The 17,202-nt window shown below is 69.6% G+C and carries 16 protein-coding genes; 5 read left to right on the forward strand and 11 right to left on the reverse strand.

What is annotated here, in order from left to right:
* Nucleotides 1-76: 76 nt before the first annotated feature.
* The 3 genes from prcA to KV097_RS03960 are packed head-to-tail and all read right to left on the reverse strand — an operon-like array spanning nucleotide 77 to nucleotide 1,842.
* A complete protein-coding gene (prcA, locus tag KV097_RS03950; RefSeq protein WP_220341692.1) occupies nucleotides 77-775 on the reverse strand; it encodes a proteasome subunit alpha in 699 nt (232 codons plus the stop codon).
* A gap of 42 nt (nucleotides 776-817) precedes the next feature.
* The gene (gene prcB, locus KV097_RS03955; RefSeq protein WP_220345100.1) at nucleotides 818-1,633 is read right to left on the reverse strand and encodes a proteasome subunit beta; all 816 of its coding nucleotides are present in this window, start codon (nucleotides 1,631-1,633) and stop codon (nucleotides 818-820) included.
* Nucleotides 1,633-1,842 (reverse strand): ubiquitin-like protein Pup, encoded by a 210-nt coding sequence (locus KV097_RS03960; protein WP_220341690.1) that lies wholly within the window; start codon nucleotides 1,840-1,842, stop codon nucleotides 1,633-1,635. The genes prcB and KV097_RS03960 overlap by 1 nt, the downstream gene beginning before the upstream one ends.
* An 84-nt stretch (nucleotides 1,843-1,926) precedes the next feature.
* Between KV097_RS03960 and KV097_RS03965 the strand changes: the two genes are divergently transcribed.
* Nucleotides 1,927-2,571: a hypothetical protein gene (locus tag KV097_RS03965; RefSeq protein WP_220365142.1), complete on the forward strand. Its 645-nt coding sequence runs from the start codon at nucleotides 1,927-1,929 to the stop codon at nucleotides 2,569-2,571.
* 6 nt (nucleotides 2,572-2,577) lie between these two features.
* On the opposite strand, the gene dop is transcribed toward KV097_RS03965, so the two are convergent.
* On the reverse strand, nucleotides 2,578-4,095 hold the full coding sequence (gene dop, locus KV097_RS03970) for a depupylase/deamidase Dop (protein ID WP_255559174.1): 1,518 nt from the start codon (nucleotides 4,093-4,095) through the stop codon (nucleotides 2,578-2,580).
* A gap of 60 nt (nucleotides 4,096-4,155) precedes the next feature.
* On the opposite strand from dop, the gene KV097_RS03975 reads away from it, so the two are divergent.
* Nucleotides 4,156-4,674 (forward strand): NUDIX hydrolase, encoded by a 519-nt coding sequence (locus KV097_RS03975; RefSeq protein ID WP_220365143.1) that lies wholly within the window; start codon nucleotides 4,156-4,158, stop codon nucleotides 4,672-4,674.
* Here KV097_RS03975 and metH read toward each other — a convergent pair.
* The 5 genes from metH to KV097_RS04000 all read right to left on the reverse strand — a co-directional run bounded on the left by metH (nucleotide 4,653) and on the right by KV097_RS04000 (nucleotide 13,119).
* A complete protein-coding gene (gene metH, locus KV097_RS03980; RefSeq protein ID WP_220365144.1) occupies nucleotides 4,653-8,444 on the reverse strand; it encodes a methionine synthase in 3,792 nt (1,263 codons plus the stop codon). The two genes, KV097_RS03975 and metH, sit on opposite strands and share 22 nt — an antisense overlap.
* A 137-nt stretch (nucleotides 8,445-8,581) precedes the next feature.
* Nucleotides 8,582-9,055 carry a GNAT family N-acetyltransferase gene (locus KV097_RS03985; protein ID WP_308289331.1) on the reverse strand — a complete coding sequence of 158 codons (474 nt, stop codon included), beginning with the start codon at nucleotides 9,053-9,055 and terminating at the stop codon, nucleotides 8,582-8,584.
* 32 nt (nucleotides 9,056-9,087) lie between these two features.
* The gene (gene arc / locus KV097_RS03990; protein ID WP_220345098.1) at nucleotides 9,088-10,848 is read right to left on the reverse strand and encodes a proteasome ATPase; all 1,761 of its coding nucleotides are present in this window, start codon (nucleotides 10,846-10,848) and stop codon (nucleotides 9,088-9,090) included.
* Between the two features lie 167 nt (nucleotides 10,849-11,015).
* A complete protein-coding gene (locus KV097_RS03995; RefSeq protein WP_220345097.1) occupies nucleotides 11,016-11,912 on the reverse strand; it encodes a tRNA (adenine-N1)-methyltransferase in 897 nt (298 codons plus the stop codon).
* Nucleotides 11,905-13,119, reverse strand: a complete 1,215-nt coding sequence (locus KV097_RS04000) for a site-2 protease family protein (protein WP_308289332.1) — start codon at nucleotides 13,117-13,119, stop codon at nucleotides 11,905-11,907. The genes KV097_RS03995 and KV097_RS04000 overlap by 8 nt, the downstream gene beginning before the upstream one ends.
* 37 nt (nucleotides 13,120-13,156) lie before the next feature.
* Here KV097_RS04000 and KV097_RS04005 point away from each other — a divergent pair, with 37 nt between their 5' ends.
* The 3 genes from KV097_RS04005 to KV097_RS04015 all read left to right on the forward strand — a co-directional run bounded on the left by KV097_RS04005 (nucleotide 13,157) and on the right by KV097_RS04015 (nucleotide 16,093).
* Nucleotides 13,157-14,047, forward strand: coding sequence for a PD-(D/E)XK nuclease family protein (locus KV097_RS04005; protein WP_220345095.1), 891 nt, complete (start codon nucleotides 13,157-13,159; stop codon nucleotides 14,045-14,047).
* Between the two features lie 73 nt (nucleotides 14,048-14,120).
* The gene (locus KV097_RS04010; protein WP_220341681.1) at nucleotides 14,121-14,729 is read left to right on the forward strand and encodes a transcriptional regulator; all 609 of its coding nucleotides are present in this window, start codon (nucleotides 14,121-14,123) and stop codon (nucleotides 14,727-14,729) included.
* A gap of 29 nt (nucleotides 14,730-14,758) precedes the next feature.
* Nucleotides 14,759-16,093, forward strand: a complete 1,335-nt coding sequence (locus KV097_RS04015; protein ID WP_220365145.1) for an MFS transporter — start codon at nucleotides 14,759-14,761, stop codon at nucleotides 16,091-16,093.
* Here the strand turns inward: KV097_RS04015 and KV097_RS04020 are convergent.
* Both KV097_RS04020 and KV097_RS04025 read right to left on the reverse strand, forming a co-directional pair.
* On the reverse strand, nucleotides 15,980-16,456 hold the full coding sequence (locus KV097_RS04020; RefSeq protein WP_220365146.1) for a DUF1772 domain-containing protein: 477 nt from the start codon (nucleotides 16,454-16,456) through the stop codon (nucleotides 15,980-15,982). The two genes, KV097_RS04015 and KV097_RS04020, sit on opposite strands and share 114 nt — an antisense overlap.
* A complete protein-coding gene (locus KV097_RS04025; RefSeq protein WP_220341678.1) occupies nucleotides 16,453-17,142 on the reverse strand; it encodes an HAD family phosphatase in 690 nt (229 codons plus the stop codon). Before KV097_RS04025 ends, KV097_RS04020 begins: the two co-directional genes overlap by 4 nt.
* Between the last annotated feature and the right edge of the window lie 60 nt (nucleotides 17,143-17,202).

Here is a 17,202-nt window from a genome sequence, read left to right on the forward strand (position 1 = left end):
CTTGGGGGGCGCCCGCCCCCCCCCCCTCCCCCCCCCGCTGAGGGGGCCGGGCGGCCCCCCCCCGCCCCACGACAGCTCAGGCGGAGGCGAGCGCCGCGTCGACCTGAGCGTCCGTCAGGCGCTTGAACTTGCGCGGCCGGGTGCGGGTGCGGTCGAGCACCGCGACCTCGAGCTGGTCGGCGGTGAGCACGCGCGGCGTGGTGTCGTCGTGGCCCAGAGCCTTGGCGGCGAGGATGATCGCAGCCTCGAGCGCGAGTCCCTCCGTGTAGTGGTCCTTGAGGTAGCCCTCGGCAGCCTCGGCCTGTCCGCCCATCACCGCATGGCCCTGGATGTCGGCGACCGACCCGTCATAGGTGAGTCGATAGATCTGGTCCTGTGCCGGTGCGGCGCCCACCTCGGCGACGAACAGCTCCACCTCGTACGGCTTCTCTCCCCCGGAGGAGAAGATCGTGCCGAGCGTCTGTGCGTAGGCGTTGGCGAGCCCACGCCCGGTGACATCGCTGCGGTCGTACGAGTAGCCGCGCAGGTCCGCGAGACGGACGCCGGCGATGCGGAGGTTCTCGAACTCGTTGTAGCGCCCGACGGCCGCGAAGCCGATGCGGTCGTAGACCTCGCTGATCTTGTGCAAGGCGTTGGACTGGTTCTCGGCGACGAAGAGCACGCCGTCGGCGTACTGGACCACCACGACGCTGCGGCCGCGCGCGATCCCCTTCCGCGCGAAGTCCGCACGGTCCTTCATCAGCTGCTCGGGCGAGACGTAGAACCCTGCGCTCACGTGAGTCCTCTCTGGTCAGCGGTACGGCGATGAACGGATGCGTCACTCCAGCGGGGCTGATGGCCCGTCCGGGCGGACCATGCGGCCCCCGATCACACGGTCGGCGATCGCCGCTGTCACGTCGTCGTCGTAGGCCCGGTAGCCGTCGGCGGTGATGACGGCGACCATCGGGAAGATCCGACGCGTCAGGTCGGGCCCGCCGGTCGCCGAGTCGTCGTCGGCCGCGTCGTACAGCGCCTGGATGCAGGCCGTCACGGCCTCGGTCTCCTCGAGGTCGGGACGGTAGAGCTTTTTGAGGGCACCACGGGCGAAGGTCGACCCGGATCCGACCGAGTGGAACGAGCGCTCTTCGTTGCGGTTGCCGGTCACGTCGAAGACGAAGATCCGGCCGACTGCGGCGTCGTGGTCGTAGGCGGCGAAGAGCGGCACGACCGCGAGTCCCTGCATGGCCATCGCGAGGTTGTTGCGGATGAGCGTCGCGAGGCGGTTGGCCTTGCCGTCGGTCGAGAGGGGGATGCCCTCGATCTTTTCGTAGTGCTCGAGCTCGAGCTGGAACAGGCGCGTCATCTCGACGGCGATCCCTGCCGTGCCGGCGATGCCGACGGCAGAGTACTCGTCAGCCGGGAAGACCTTTTGGATGTCGCGCTGGGCGATGACGTTGCCCATCGTGGCCCGCCTGTCGCCGGCCATGACGACGCCGCCCGGGAAGGTGGCCGCGACGATGGTCGTCGCGTGCGTCAGCGGCTGGGCGACCGACGCGTCGGCGAGCCGGGCGGCCGGGAGCAGCTCGGGCTGGTGTCGTGCGAGGAACTCGGTGAAGGACGACGAACCGGCCGCGAGGAAGGCCTCAGGCAGCATCACTGCCCGCCCTTCTGGACGAAGCTGCGGACGAACTCCTCGGCGTTCTCCTCGAGGACGTCGTCGATCTCGTCGAGGATGGAGTCGATGTCGTCGTCGAGCTTTTCTTTGCGCTCGGCGACGTCCTCCGAGGTGTCGACCTGGACGTCGTCCTCACCCTCGGTGCTCTTGCGTGTGGTCTTGTGCTGCTGCCCACCGTCGCGTGCCATCGCAACCTCCTCGAGTCGGCTCTTCGTGCCGTCGACTCGACCCTATACCGGCCTGGTGACCGAACGCGCTGAAAGACTGTGCCGATGGATCGGAGCCGCGAGGACACCTGGGAGAACACCACCCACGACTGGCACGCGGCCGTCGACCTCGACCACCTCGCCGCCATCGCGGAGGGGGTCGAGACGTATGCACCGGGCGGCACCCTGCACCTCGTGCTCGAGGTGCTCGCCTACGCTGCCGACGAGGCTGAGTCCCGTGGTGGTGGGCAGGCAGTCATCACCCTTCACGGGGACGGATCGGTCTCGGTCGCCGACGACGGCCGTGGGACGGACACCCGCACCGACCCCCATGGCGTGCTCGTCAAGAAGCCCGTGATGGCCACCCGCGACCTCCGGTTCTTCGACGCCGCCGCTCCCCCGCTCCTCGCCGACGGCCAGCCCCGCCGCGGATTGTCGGTCGTCGCGGCGTTGAGCGCACGGCTCGTCCACGAGAACCGTCGTTCGAGCGGCTCGTGGCGGCAGTGGTACGAGCACGGCGTGCCGGTGACCGTCCTGGAGCCGTTCACCGCCGACGGGAGCACCGGGACGACGGTGCGCTTCTGGCCGGCGCCCGCGCTTGCGGCGCTCTCCGCTGACGCTCTCGAGACACTGGCCCGGGCTGGTGGACCGGACCTGAGGGTCGAGCTCGTCGTCGACGGCCTGCCCCGCGAACCGCGTGAGGCTCCCTGACGCCGGTCAGCGCCGGGTGATCGCGTCGAACAGCCCCTGGGCGGTGCTGTGCGCCTCGAAGAGCCCGCCGACGTGCTCGCGGGTCCCGCGCAACGGCTCCATGGTCGGGACGCGCTGGAGGGTGTCCCGGCCTGGGAGGTCGAAGATCACGGAGTCCCACGAGGCCGCCGCGACCGACTCCGGATAGCGGGTGAGGCACTGTCCTCGGAAGTAGGCGCGGGTGTCCTCGGGCGGCTGCGTGACCGCCCTCTCGATCTCGGTGTCGGAGAGCAGGCGCTTCATCCGGCCGGTGCGGACGAGCTGGTGGTACAGGCCCTTCGTGGGTCGGAGATCGGCGTACTGGAGGTCGACGAGGTGGAGCTTTGCGTGGTCCCAGTCGAGCGAGTCGCGCTCGCGGTAGGACTCCAGGAGTGCCAGCTTGGCCACCCAGTCGAGCTCGTCCCGGAGCTGGAACGGGTCCTCGGCGAGCCGGGTCAGCACCGACTCCCAGCGGTCCAGGACGTCCTTGGTCTGTCCTGCAGCCGGGTCGTCTCCGTCATGGCCCCGCGCGACGAAGGCCTGGGCCTTCTCGAGATAGCTCCACTGGAGGTCGAGCGCCGTGATGGTCCGACCGTCCGCGAGCTCCACCGCGGTGCGCAGAGACGCGTCGTGGGAGATGGCGTGCAGCGCGTTGACCGGCTGCGCCAGCTCGAGACCGCTCGAGAGCTCGCCGGACTCGATCATCGCCAGCACCAGCGAGGTGGCGCCCATCTTGAGGTAGCCGGCGATCTCCGACATGTTGGCGTCGCCGATGATGACGTGGAGGCGGCGATATTTAGAGGGGTCGGCGTGCGGCTCGTCGCGGGTGTTGATGATCGGCCGCTTGAGCGTCGTCTCGAGGCCCACGCCGACCTCGAAGTAGTCGGCGCGCTGGCTGATCTGGAAGCCGCTCTCGGACCCGTCTTGCTGGCGCCCGACGCGGCCTGCTCCGCAGATGACCTGCCGGGAGACGAAGAACGGCGTCAGATGCTCCACGATCGCGCCGAACGGCACGTCTCGCCGCATGAGGTAGTTCTCGTGGGAGCCGTACGAGGCGCCCTTGTTGTCGACGTTGTTCTTGTAGAGGAGCAGGCCCGGGGATCCCGGGAGCTGCGAGGCCAGGTCGGCGCCGCGCTGCATGACGAGCTCGCCGGCCTTCTCCCACAGCACGACGTCGCGGGGGTTGGTGCACTCGGGAGTGGAGTATTCGGGGTGGGCGTGGTCGACGTAGAGGCGGGCACCGTTGGTCAGGATCACGTTGGCGAGGCCCAGGTCCTCGTCGGTCAGCTGCGTCGAGTCGGCACGATCGCGGCTGAGGTCGAAGCCGCGCGCGTCGCGCAGGGGGTTTTCTTCTTCGAAGTCCCAGCGGGCGCGGCGCGTCAGCCCGTGGGCGCTCGCGTAGGCGTTGACGACCTGGGTCGAGGCCACCATCTGGTTGGCCGTGGGCTGACCCTTGACCGAGATGCCGTACTCGACCTCGGAACCCATCACCCGTCGCACCGTCATGTCGCCAGCCTAGCCAGTGTGACCGACGCCGCCCCGGAACCGCGCTGTCATGATGGCGGCGTGGACGAGATCGTGGCGCTGTACAGCAGGGACGGACGACCGGCCGGGTCGGCTCCGCGGTCGCGTGTCCGGGCCGAGAACCTTCACCACGCGGCCACCGCCGTGGTCGTCCTCGATCCCGCGGGACAGGTCTACGTGCACCGGCGCACCACGTCCAAGGACGTCTTCCCTGGCATGTACGACGTGTGCGCGGGCGGCGTCCTTCTCGCGGACGAGGCCCCCTGTGACGGCGCCGTCCGCGAGCTCGCCGAGGAGCTCGGGATCACCGCGGCCCCGCTCCAGCCGATCTTCACCGGCCGGTACGAGGACGAGCACACCTCGTACGAGGCGTTCGGCTACCTCGTCGACGGATGGGACGGCCCGGTCCGCTGGCAGCCGGAGGAGGTCGCCTGGGGCGGATGGATGCCGCTGACCGAGGTCGTGCGCCGCCTCGACGACCCGGCGTGGCCACTCGTGCCGGACTCCCGCGCACTGGTCGGACCCTGGCTTCGCGCCCGTCAGTCCTCGTCGGTGCGGTAGCCGAGGTTGGGCGAGAGCCACTTCTCTGCCTCGGCGACCGTCCAGCCCTTGCGCGCGGCATAGTCCTCGACCTGGTCGCGACCGATGCGACCCAGCACGAAGTACTGCGACTCCGGGTGCGAGAAGTAGAGACCGCTGACGGCCGCACCCGGCCACATCGCCATGCTGTCGGTCAGCTCGATCCCGGCGTTCTTCTCGACGTCGAGGAGCTCCCAGATCGTCTGCTTCTCGGTGTGCTCCGGACAGGCAGGGTATCCAGGGGCAGGCCGGATGCCGACGTAGCCCTCCTTGATCAGCGCCTCGTTCGTCAGCGCCTCGTCCGGCGCATAGCCCCAGAACTCCTTGCGGACCCGCTCGTGCAGGCGCTCGGCGAAGGCCTCCGCGAGCCGGTCGGCCAGCGACTCCAGGAGGATCGCGCTGTAGTCGTCGAGGTTCTTCTTGAACTCGGCGGCCTTCTCGGACACGCCGAGCCCCGCGGTCACCGCGAAGGCACCGACGTAGTCACGCAGCCCGGTCGCCTTCGGAGCGACGAAGTCGGCGAGCGACTTGCGCGGGGACCCCTCTCGCCCTTCGCCCTGCTGGCGGAGCGTGTGCAAGGTCGTCAGCACCTCGCTCCGCGACTCGTCGGTATAGACCTCGATGTCGTCGCCAGGCACCTGGCTGGCCGGGAAGAGACCGAACACCCCGTTGGCGCGGACCCACTTCTCGGCGATGATCTGGTCGAGCATCACCTGGGCGTCGTCGTAGAGCTTGCGGGCGGCCTCGCCGGTCGACGGGTTGTTGAGGATGTCGGGGAACTTGCCGCGCATCTCCCACGCGTTGAAGAACGGCTGCCAGTCGATGTAGCCGCGCAGCTCCTCGAGCGAGTAGTCGGTGAGCGTGCGGACGAGCTGGACGTGCCCGTCGTGGCGGTGGTCGCACCCGGCACCCGAGCACACGTCGCGCGCCTGCTGGAGCAGCATGTGCGGACGTGGAGGCCGGTAGTCGCTCCAGTCGATCGGTGTCGCCTGCGCGCGGGCCTTCTCGAGCGGGAGCAGCGACCGGCTGCTCTGCCGCGCCGCGTGGCGCTCTCGCAGCGCCTCGTAGTCGGCCTCGGTCTCGGCGAGGAGCCGCGGCCGCTGGTCGTCGGACAGCAGGGCCGCGACGACAGGGACCGAGCGCGAGGCGTCCTTCACCCAGATGACCGGACCGTGGTACTTCTTGTCGACCTTGACCGCCGTGTGGGCGCGCGACGTCGTCGCACCGCCGATGAGCAGCGGGATGTCGAAGCCCTGCCGCTCCATCTCGCCGGCGAGGTTGACCATCTCGTCGAGCGACGGCGTGATCAGGCCCGAGAGCCCGATCACGTCGGCACCTTCGGCCTTCGCGGCGTCGAGGATCTTCTGAGCCGGCACCATCACGCCAAGATCGACGACGTCGTAGTTGTTGCACTGGAGGACGACGCCGACGATGTTCTTGCCGATGTCGTGGACGTCGCCCTTGACCGTCGCCATGACCACCTTGCCGTTGGTCCGCTCGACATCACCCGGTTGACGCTCGGCCTCGATGAACGGGATCAGGTGCGCCACCGCCTTCTTCATGACGCGCGCCGACTTCACCACCTGCGGCAGGAACATCTTGCCCTCGCCGAACAGGTCGCCCACGACGTTCATCCCGGCCATCAGCGGGCCTTCGATGACCTCGATCGGCCGGCCCCCGCGCGCGGCGATGACCTGGCGCAGCTCCTCCGTGTCGGACTCGGCGTACGTGTCGATGCCCTTCACGAGCGCGTGGGTGATCCGCTCCCCCACCGGCAGGGACCGCCACTCCTCGTTGGCGACCTCTCTGACCGCGCCGTCCCCGGCGAAGTCGGCCGCGATGTCCAGCAGCCTCTCGGTGGCGTCCGGCCTGCGGTTGAGGACGACGTCCTCGATGCGGTCGCGCAGCACCTCGGGCACCTCGGCGTAGACCTCGAGCGCACCGGCGTTCACGATGCCCATGTCCATCCCGGCACTGATCGCGTGATACAGGAACACGGCGTGGATGGCCTCGCGCACGGCGTTGTTGCCCCGGAACGAGAACGACACGTTGGACACCCCGCCCGACACCAGCGCATGCGGAAGGTTCTGCTTGATCCAGCGGGTCGCCTCGATGAAGTCGACGCCGTACGCCGCGTGCTCCTCGATGCCGGTGGCGACGGCGAAGACGTTCGGGTCGAAGATGATGTCCTCGGCGGGGAAGCCCACGTCGTCGACGAGCAGGCGGTACGCACGCTCGCAGATCTCCTTGCGGCGCTCGAGGTTGTCGGCCTGGCCGTCCTCGTCGAAGGCCATGACGACGATCGCCGCACCGTAGCGGCGGCACAGCCGGGCGTGCTCGACGAAGGCCTCCTCCCCCTCCTTCATCGAGACGGAGTTGACGATCGGCTTGCCCTGGACGCACTTGAGACCAGCCTCGATCACCTCCCACTTGGAGGAGTCGACCATGATCGGGACACGGCTGATGTCGGGCTCGGACGCGATGAGGTTGAGGAACCTCACCATCGCCTCCACCCCGTCGATCATGCCCTCGTCCATGTTGACGTCGATCACCTGCGCGCCGCTCTCGACCTGCTGGCGGGCCACGTCGAGCGCCGCCGAGTAGTCACCTGCCTTGATCAGGTTGCGGAAGCGGGCGGACCCGGTGATGTTGGTGCGCTCTCCGACGTTGACGAAGAGCGTGTCGTCGACGACGGTGACGGGCTCCAGACCGGCCAGCCGCAGCGCCGGCACGGCCGTCGGTGGGACCCGCGGCGTCTTGTCCGCCACCTCGCGCGCGATCGCCCCGATGTGCGCCGGCGTCGTCCCGCAGCAACCACCGACGAGGTTCACGAACCCTGCGTCGGCGAACTCGGCGAGGATCGCCGCCGTCTCGTCGGGTGCCTCGTCGTACTCACCGAAGGCGTTCGGGAGACCCGCGTTGGGGTAGCAGCTGACGAACGTGTCGGCGATCCGCGCGATCTCGGCGATGTAGGGCCGCATCTCCTTGGCCCCGAGCGCGCAGTTGAGGCCGACGAGCAGCGGCCGGGCGTGCCGGACCGAGTGCCAGAAGGCCTCGGTGACCTGTCCCGACAACGTACGGCCGGACGCGTCGGTGATCGTGCCGGAGATGATGATCGGCCACCGACGGCCGTGATCGGCGAACACGGTCTCGACGGCGAAGATGGCCGCCTTCGCGTTGAGCGTGTCGAAGATCGTCTCGATGGCGATGACGTCGGCACCGCCGTCGAGGAGGCCCCGGGTCGCGGTGGCGTACGCGTCGACCAGCTGGTCGTAGGTGACGTTGCGCGCGCCGGGGTCGTTCACGTCGGGTGAGATCGAGGCCGTGCGTGTGGTCGGCCCGAGCGCCCCGACGACGTATCGCGGACGTCCCGTCGCCTGCGCGACCTCGTCGGCGACCTCGCGCGCGAGCCGGGCCGACTCGTAGTTGAGCTCGTACGCGAGGTCTCCCATGCCGTAGTCGCTCAGCGAGATCGCGGTGGCGTTGAAGGTGTTGGTCTCGATGAGGTCGGCGCCGGCGTCGAGGTACTCGCGGTGGATGGCGGCGATGAGCTGGGGCTGCGTGAGAGTCAGCAGGTCGTTGTTGCCCTGCACGTCGGAGGGCCAGTCCTTGAAGCGCTCGCCGCGGTAGCCGGCCTCGTCGGGCCGGTCGCGCTGGATCGCGGTGCCCATCGCCCCGTCGAGCACCAGGATGCGCGACCGGAGTGCCTCAGTCAGCTCGTCGGTCGCGTCCGGACGGAGGTTGCTGCTCACGACGCATGCCCTTCCGAAATGGGGTGATTGGCGCAGGAGCGCCGGTTTCGAGACTAGTCGACGGACGGTCGCCCACGTCGCCCCCGCGGCGTGCGTCCGCCATGTGGACCCGCCGTCACAGCGGCGCCGCGGCGGCGTCAGGCGAGAGTCTTGCCGAGATAGAGCGAGAGGGGATCGTCGGCGTAGTAACCGAACGGCTCTACGTCGGTGTAGCCCGACGAACGGTAGAGCGCGATCGCCTCAGGCTGCGGCCGCCCGGTCTCCAGGATGATCGCCCTCGCACCCGCTGCCGCCGCGGTCTCCTCCAGCCAGGCGAGCATCGCGCGGGCGTAGCCACGACCGCGCGCCCACTCACGGACGTACATCCGCTTGATCTCGGCGCGGTCGTCGCCCAAGCGCCTCCACCCGCCCGTCGCGACAGGAGTCCCGTCGGCGTACGCCACGGCGAACACTCCCCCGGGCCCGCGGAACTCGTCGGCGTCGGCGGGTCCCTGGTCAGGCGTGCCGTACCGCCGCGCGTACTCCGCCTGGACCTCGGAGACGAGCAGGACGGCGTCGGGGTGGTCGTAGCCCACGACACGGATGTCGAGAGCGGACAGGATCGGAGGCACGCACTCCATTGTGCGGTGCCTCGGTCCAGCGGTCAGAGGTACTGCCCGGTGTTGGCGACGGTGTCGATGGACCGACCCGGCTCGCTGCCCTGCTTGCCGGAGATGAGCGTACGGATGAAGACGATCCGCTCGCCCTTCTTGCCCGAGATCCGCGCCCAGTCGTCGGGGTTGGTCGTGTTGGGCAGGTCTTCGTTCTCCTTGAACTCGTCGAGGCACGCCTGGAGCAGGTGCTGGACGCGCAGACCCTTCTGGCGCAGCTCGAGGAAGTCCTTGATCGCCATCTTCTTTGCCCGGTCGACGATGTTCTGGATCATCGCGCCGGAGTTGAAGTCCTTGAAGTAGAGGACTTCCTTGTCACCATTGGCGTAGGTGACCTCCAAGAATCGGTTCTCCTCGGACTCGGTGTACATCCGCTCGACGGTGCGCTGGATCATGCCGTTGACGCACGCCACCCGGTCACCACCGAACTCCCCGAGGTCGTCCTCGTGCAGCGGGAGGCTGGGCGTCAGGTACTTGGAGAAGATGTCGCGGGCGGACTCGGCGTCGGGCCGCTCGATCTTGATCTTCACGTCGAGACGACCTGGTCGCAAGATGGCGGGGTCGATCATGTCCTCGCGGTTGGAGGCACCGATGACGAGGACGTTCTCGAGGCCCTCGACGCCGTCGATCTCGCTCAGCAGCTGCGGCACGATCGTGTTCTCGACGTCGGAGGAGACGCCCGAGCCGCGGGTGCGGAACAGGGAGTCCATCTCGTCGAAGAAGACGATGACCGGCGTGCCCTCGCTCGCCTTCTCGCGTGCTCGCTGGAACACGAGCCGGATGTGGCGCTCGGTCTCGCCGACGTACTTGTTGAGCAGCTCGGGGCCCTTGATGTTGAGGAAGTAGGACCGGCCCTCCTCCCCCGTCTTGGCCGACACCTTCTTGGCGAGCGAGCTCGCGACCGCCTTCGCGATCAGCGTCTTGCCGCACCCGGGCGGGCCGTACAGAAGGACGCCCTTGGGCGGCTTGAGCTCGTGCTCGATGAAGATCTCCGGATAGAGGTAGGGCAGCTCGACCGCGTCGCGGATCGACTCGATCTGGCCCTGGAGGCCTCCGATGCTCGAGTAGTCGATGTCGGGGACCTCCTCCAGCACGAGCTCCTCCACCTCCGACTTCGGGACACGCTCGTAGACGTATCCGGCACGGGAGTCGAGCAGGAGGGAGTCGCCGGCGCGCAGGCGCGTGTCCATGAGCGAGTCGGCGATGCGCGCGATCCGCTCCTCGTCGGCGTTGCCGATGACGAGCGCGCGCTCCCCGTCGGCGAGCAGCTCCTTGAGCATGACGACCTCGCCCACGGTCTCGTAGTCGAGCGCAGCGACGACGTTGAGGGCCTCGTTGAGGATGACCTCCTGACCGCGACGGAGATCCTCCGCCTCGACCGACGGGCTCACGTTGACGCGCAGCTTGCGGCCGCCGGTGAACACGTCGACGGTGTCGTCCTCGTTCTGCCGGATGAACGTGCCGAACCCCGTCGGCGGCTGCGCGAGCCTGTCGACCTCCTCCTTGAGCGAGAGGATCTGGTCGCGCGCCTCGCGGAGGGTGTCGCCGAGCCGGGCGTTCTGAGCGGTGACCGCGGCGAGGCGCGCCTCGGTCTCGGCGAGGCGGGCGTCGACGGTGCTGTCCGGGCGGCCGGTCGCGAGACGCCGACGGAGGTGCTCGACCTCGGCGCGCAGGTAGTCGATCTCGGCCTGCTGCTGGTGGGCGGTCTGCTCGTTCGCAGGCGGGCGCCGATCGGTGTGGTCGAACTCGCTCATGTCGTACCTCCCGCGAAGGCCGTGACACCGTCTGACCCGAACACCGCCGGGGTCGACCCGTGTGCGCGGCGTGTTGGCTCCTCGTACGACGACACTACCCGCCTGTGGTCGTCATCCGCTCGTACGAATCGGCGTTCTCACGATCAGATACCGGGATGTGATTCAGGTCACTCCGCGAGGTCGGCGGGACGCGGCCCCGAGTAGTCCGGGCCGTACGCGCCGGGGGCCGGGCGCCGCTTCTTGGTGAGCGCCCGCTGCCCATGGGCCATCCGCCGCGACGTGACCAGGAAGGCGGTGTGTCCGTTCATGGAGTGCTCCGGCCGGACGGCCAGGCCCTCGAGGTGCCATCCACGCTGCATCGTCTCCCAGGACGACGGCTCGGCGAACTCGCCGTGCGCGCGCAGTGTCTCGACCACCCGCGACATCTGCGTGGTCGTGGCGACGTAGCAGCACAGGATGCCGCCCGGCACCAGGACGTCGGCCGCGAGCGCGACGTACTCCCACGGGTCGACCATGTCGAGGATCATCCGGTCGACCTCGGTGTCGACGAGGCTCTCGCCGAGCCCGCCCACCGTGAGCCTCCAGGCGGGGTGCGGGCCGCCGAAGAACTGCTCGACGTTGCGGGTCGCGATCTCGGCGAAGTCCTCACGCTGCTCGTAGGACGAGACGAGGCCTCCCTCGCCGACGGCTCGCAGGAGGAAGGTCGTGAGAGCACCCGAGCCGGCGCCCGCCTCGAGCACGCGCGCCCCGGGGAAGATGTCGGCGAAGGTGACGATCTGGCTGGCGTCCTTGGGATAGATCACGGCTGCCCCGCGAGGCATCGATGTCGTGTACTCGTGCATCAGCGGGCGGAAGACGAGGTACTGGCCGCCCAGCGACGACTCGACCACGATGCCCTCCGGCTGGCCGATCAGCCCGTCGTGCGCGATCTCGCCGAGCTTGGTGAAGAACTTCTTGCCCTCCTCCAGCTGGATGTTGTGCCGCCGACCCTTGGCGTCGGTGAGTCGAACCCACTCGCCCACCGCCATCGGTCCGCGGTGGACTCCCGAGAGTCGCTCATCCATGCGTCTGCCTTCCTGCGTCGCCCTGCCTGCCACCAGCGCGGACCCGCTCGGAGAACGCGCTGTCGACGTCCGCCGTGACGAGGACGCCGTACAGGTGCTCGCCGTCGACGACGAGGTACTCACTTGACGGTGTCCTCTGCAACGCCCGGACCAGCGCCTCTCCGGCGAGATCGACGGGCAGTGCGAGGCCCGGGGAGAGCGTACGCGCCAGGGCTCCGACGTCGACCCACGGGCGTCGGGCCTCCGGTGTGGCGAGCACTGCTCGCTCGTCCACGATGCCGTCGATCGTGCCGGTCGGACCGTGGACGACGATGGCTCCGGCGCCGGCCTCGCGGGCTTGCTCGATGGCCTGCCCGACCGTCGTCGAGCGCGGCACGTCGATCGCCCGGCGAGCGAGCCCGCGCGCCGTCAGCCCCGGAAGACCGCGGCGGATCCGCGCCGCCACCAGGGCCTGCGTCGCCCCGGTCCACAGGAACAGGGCGACCACGAAGGCGATCATGTAGTCGAGGAGCGTGATGTCGAAGCCGAGCAGCTCGCCGCCGACGAACGGGTACGCGAGCGCGAGCACCGCCACGGCGCGCCCACCGTAGCCGGCTGCGACCGAACCGGCGTACGGACTGCCGGTCGCCTTCCAGACGGCGGCACGGAAGACCCGGCCGCCGTCGAGCGGCAGGCCGGGGAGCAGATTGAGGACACCGACCACGATGTTGGCCAGCGCCAGGGCGCGGAAGGCGAAGAGCAGCAGGCCCGTGTCGGGCATCAGCAACGACAGGCCCCACGACGCTGCGCCGACCGCGAGAGAGGTCAGGGGGCCGACCACCGCGATCCAGAACTCGCGGCCCGGCGTGTCGGGTTCTCCCTCGATCTCCGTCACGCCGCCGAGGAAGTTCAGGGTCACCGACCGGACCTCGTAGCCGAAGGCCTTCGCGACGAGGGCGTGCGAGATCTCGTGGAGCAGGACCGAGAGGTACAGCAGGACCGCGAACGCGAGCCCGGCCACGAACGTGAGGGCGCCCAGCCCTGGTGCGATCACCTCGATCGTCGGCTGGAGGACGAAGGCGATGAGGACCGCGACGACGAGCCACGAGGAACGCACGAGGACGTCGATCCCCCCGATCTCACCGATGCGCAACGTCCCCGGTGGACGGGTACGGGTGGGGGGTGTGGACGACGCGTTCACACCCTCCACCGTATCGGGTCGTGACACGCCGGGACTGTCGGTCCGCTGGCCTAGGCTGGTTGGCATGAGGACACAGACGATCGAGCGCACAGAGGTGGACGGCGTCGACGTCGTCGGATCCCTCTCGCCCAGCCGTGCGGCCGACTTCATGACGTGTCCGCTCCTCTACCGCTTCCGCGTCGTCGACCGCCTGCCCGAGGAGCCGTCGGCCGACGCGGTGCGCGGGACGCTCGTGCACGCCGTCCTCGAAGAGCTCTTCGACGCACCTCCCGGCGAGCGGACGCTCGAGCGGGCGCGTGCGCTGGTCGGCCCCGCGTGGGCGCGCCTCCAGGAGGCGGAGCCCGAGGTGGCCGCGCTGTTCGACGACGGCGACGCTCTCGCCGAGTGGCTGAGCACCGCCGGTGACCTCCTCATGTCCTACTTCGTTCTCGAGGACCCTCGGCGTCTCGAGCCCGCCGAGCGCGAGAAGTACGTCGAGACCGTGATCGACGGTGGGCTCCTCCTGCGTGGCTACGTCGACCGGGTCGACGTCGCGCCCACAGGCGAGGTGCGGGTCGTCGACTACAAGACCGGGCGCGCGCCGCGGGAGGTGTTCGAGGCCAAGGCGATGTTCCAGATGAAGTTCTACGCCCTGGTGATGTGGAGGACCACCGGGACGGTCCCGACACTGCTCCAGCTGATGTACCTCGGCAACGAGGAGATCCTCCGATACTCCCCCGACGAGGCCGATCTACTCGCGACCGAGCGCAAGCTGCGCGCCCTGTGGGCCGCGATCGAGCGGGCGTCGACCACCGGCGAGTGGCGCCCGCACAAGAGCCCGCTGTGCGGGTGGTGCGACCACAAGGCCCGCTGCCCCGAGTGGGGAGGCACCCCGCCACCGCTCCCCGAGCGCGACACGCTGCCGATCGAGCCTGCCGTCCACTCGCCTGCCGAGAGCACTGTCGACGCGGACTGACGCTCGCGAACAATTGCAAAGGTTCTTTGCAAAGAGTCTTTGCAAAGAACCTTTGCAGTTTTACGGTAGCCCGATGGCCGCCGAACCGACTCACGTCGTCCTCGACTCCTCCGCACTCAAGGCTCTCGCCCACCCGCTGCGCGTCTCCCTCCTGGGGGCACTGCGCCGCTACGGTCCCGCCACCGCGACGCAACTCGGTCAGCGGCTCAGCATCAGCTCGGGTTCGGCGTCGTACCATCTCCGCCAGCTCGAGCGGGCCGGCCTCGTCGCGGACGACACCACGCGCGGCAACGCACGGGACCGGTGGTGGCGGGCGGCGCACCGGTCCACGACGCTTCGCATCCATGACCTCGACCCGACCGACGATGACGCCGTGGACACCTACCTGCGCTCGGTCGCGGCCAACTACACCCTTCTCCTGCAACAGGCGGTGAACGAACGCGCGACGCTCCCGAGCGCCTGGCGCGGGACCTTGGAGATGAGCGACTACCTGCTGCGACTCACGCCGGACGAGGCCAAGACCCTTGCCGTACGCCTCCACACCGTCGTCCGCGAGTTCCGCTACGACGTGCCGGAGAACCGTGCGCCCGAGGACGCCGACCGCGTCAGCGTCATCCTCCAGGTGCTTCCCCAGCCGGAGACCGCGTCGGAAGACGGCCGAGACGGGGACGGCCTGGGATGAGCCGTCGACCGACCGGCGCGAGAGGGCCCGTGCGCCCACTGCTCGGCCTGCTCCTCGCCATGGCGGTGTCGAACGCGGGCACCCGGGTGTCTGCCGTCGCCTTCCCGTGGTTCGTCCTCGCGACGACGGGCAGCGCGACCAAGACCGGCCTCGTGGCGTTGTTCGAGCTCGCTCCGTACGTCCTCGTCAAAGCGCTGAGCGGTCCCTGGATCGACCGCGTCGGTGGTCGGTCGATCTCGTGGAGCGCCGATCTCGTGAGCGCCGCCGCAGCGGCGACCATCCCCGTCCTGTACGCCGTCGACCGACTGACGCTCCCGGTCTTCTTGATCCTGGTCGCGGTCGTCGGCGCCGCACGAGGCCCCGGCGACCTGGCGAAGGAGATCATGGTCCCCGACGCGGCCGAGCGTGCGCATGTGCCCCTGGTCCGGGCGACCGGCCTGTCGTCGACGGTCGAGCGGCTCGCCTCCACCGCCGGTCCGGCGTTGGGCGGGGTGCTCATCGCGGTCGCGGGCCCCGTCGCCGGCGTGGCCGTCAACGCTGCCTGCTTCGTGCTGGGATCGGTCGTCGTCGCCTTCGCCCTCCCCCGCGGCATGGGCCGACCTCACACACGCGCCGACGCCGAAGTCTCAGATGAGCCCGGTGACGGCTACCTGCACCAGCTCGCGGAGGGTGCCTCCTTCCTCCGCCGGGATCCCCTTCTCGTCGCCATCGTGGTGATGGTGGGGATCACGAACCTCCTGGACGTCGCCTACATCGGTGTTCTCCTCCCGGTGTGGGCCCGCGACTCCGGTGGCGGTGCCGCGACGGTCGGGCTCCTCCTCACCGTGTCGAGCGCAGGAGCGGTCGTCGGGAGCCTCCTCGCCTCGGCACTGGCACACCGGATGCCGCGCCGGCTCGTCTTCTTCGGGGGCTTCCTCGTCGCCGGGGCGCCACGCTTCCTCGTCCTGCTGCTCGACGTACCAGGTCCGGTCGTCGTCGCTGTGCTCGCCGTCGGAGGAGTCGGGGCCGGCTTCCTCAACCCGATCCTCGGCGCCATCCTCTTCGAACGCGTCCCACGTCGCCTCTACGGACGGGTCGGCGCCCTGAGCGACTCCGTCGCCTGGGCGGGGATGCCGCTCGGCGGACTGCTCGCCGGTGTAGCGGTCACCGCTGTCGGGCTCTCCCCCGTGCTGCTCGTCTTCGGCCTGACGTACTTCCTGACCACGAGCCTGACCGGGCTCCGGCCCGAGTGGCGCGAGATGGACGCGCGGTCAGGCGACGCGCAACGCGTCGGCGTAGGCGACGAGAGCAACGACGCAGAGGAGGGCGCGGACATCGTTGCCGAGCCGCCAGGGCCGCGAGTACGCCCTCCAGGCGACCAATGAGGCCTCGGCGTCGTCGGCGTCCACCGCGTCGATCCCGTTGTTGCGCGGGACGTGGAACACCCCCGTCACCACCACCGTCAGGAGATAGGTGACCGACCCGATCAGCAACCGGCCGCGGTCGGTGTCGTCGACCACGAACGCGATCACCGTCAGCGCGACCGCCACCGCCGCCGTCCCGGAGAACGCCAGCTGGAACGGCGGCCGGAGGGCGTACCGGTTGGTGGCCTGCATGAACCCGACCGCCTCGCCGGGAGGTCTGCGGTCGAGAGCAGGCATCACCATGACGGAGAAGGCGACGTAGACACCGGCCATCACGCCGGTGCCGACGATGCCGACGAGGGTGAGGACCGTCGCGAGCGTCATCGCGAGACGTCGAGCAGGGCGCCGAGGTCGTAGGGCCTGGTGCCTTCGAGCGAGTCGACGAGCGTGCGGCGCTCGCCCTCCTCGACAGCGACCAGGTTCGGGACCACGAGCACGTGGCAACCGGCGGCCGCGGCCGAGCGGGTGCCGGTGGTCGAGTCCTCGATGGCCACGCACCGGTGCGGATCGACGCCGAGCGCAGCTGCCGCCGCGAGGTAGGGCTCGGGGTGCGGCTTGCCCTGGCTCACCACGTCGCCGGTCACCACCGCGCCGAACGGCTCCCCCGGCACACGGGCCAGCATGGGCGTCGCGATCGCCTTGTAGGACATGGTGACGAGCGCCTGCGGCACGCCCGCTGCCTCCAGCGCTCCGATCAGCTCCAGCGCGCCTGGTCGCCACGCGATCTCACCGGTCGACATGTAGGCGGCCACCTCCGCGACGAGCGTGTCGACGATCTCCTCCGGCGACAGCGGCAGGGCCATCCGTCGCTTCATCTCCCTCGAGGCGGCGAGCAGGTCGCTGCCGACCAGCTCGAGCCCGTCCTGCTCCGACCACGAGGCCCCGTAGCGCGAGGCGAGGGACAGCTCGGCCGCGAGCCACACCGGCTCGGTGTCCACGATCGTCCCGTCGAGGTCCCACAGGACCGCGTCAGGCAAGGTCTTCGTCGGGCGGGTGTCGCTGAGGCTCATCGGCTCACTTCGGGGGGAAGGATGGACATGGACGGCCGCACCAGTCTCGCGCGGCCCTCG

Origin of the sequence: Mumia sp. zg.B17 (assembly GCF_019550915.1) — a bacterium.
Classification (GTDB): domain Bacteria; phylum Actinomycetota; class Actinomycetes; order Propionibacteriales; family Nocardioidaceae; genus Mumia.

Bases quoted from the DNA above. Each gene is read 5' to 3' on its own strand.
- prcB (WP_220345100.1), bottom strand. From the start codon at position 1,633: ATGCTGCCTGAGGCCTTCCTCGCGGCCGGTTCGTCGTCCTTCACCGAG.
- KV097_RS03960 (WP_220341690.1), bottom strand. From the start codon at position 1,842: ATGGCACGCGACGGTGGGCAGCAGCACAAGACCACACGCAAGAGCACC.
- KV097_RS03965 (WP_220365142.1), top strand. From the start codon at position 1,927: ATGGATCGGAGCCGCGAGGACACCTGGGAGAACACCACCCACGACTGG.
- dop (WP_255559174.1), bottom strand. From the start codon at position 4,095: ATGACGGTGCGACGGGTGATGGGTTCCGAGGTCGAGTACGGCATCTCG.
- arc (WP_220345098.1), bottom strand. From the start codon at position 10,848: ATGAGCGAGTTCGACCACACCGATCGGCGCCCGCCTGCGAACGAGCAG.
- KV097_RS03995 (WP_220345097.1), bottom strand. From the start codon at position 11,912: ATGGATGAGCGACTCTCGGGAGTCCACCGCGGACCGATGGCGGTGGGC.
- KV097_RS04005 (WP_220345095.1), top strand. From the start codon at position 13,157: ATGAGGACACAGACGATCGAGCGCACAGAGGTGGACGGCGTCGACGTC.
- KV097_RS04010 (WP_220341681.1), top strand. From the start codon at position 14,121: ATGGCCGCCGAACCGACTCACGTCGTCCTCGACTCCTCCGCACTCAAG.
- KV097_RS04020 (WP_220365146.1), bottom strand. From the start codon at position 16,456: ATGACGCTCGCGACGGTCCTCACCCTCGTCGGCATCGTCGGCACCGGC.
- KV097_RS04025 (WP_220341678.1), bottom strand. From the start codon at position 17,142: ATGAGCCTCAGCGACACCCGCCCGACGAAGACCTTGCCTGACGCGGTC.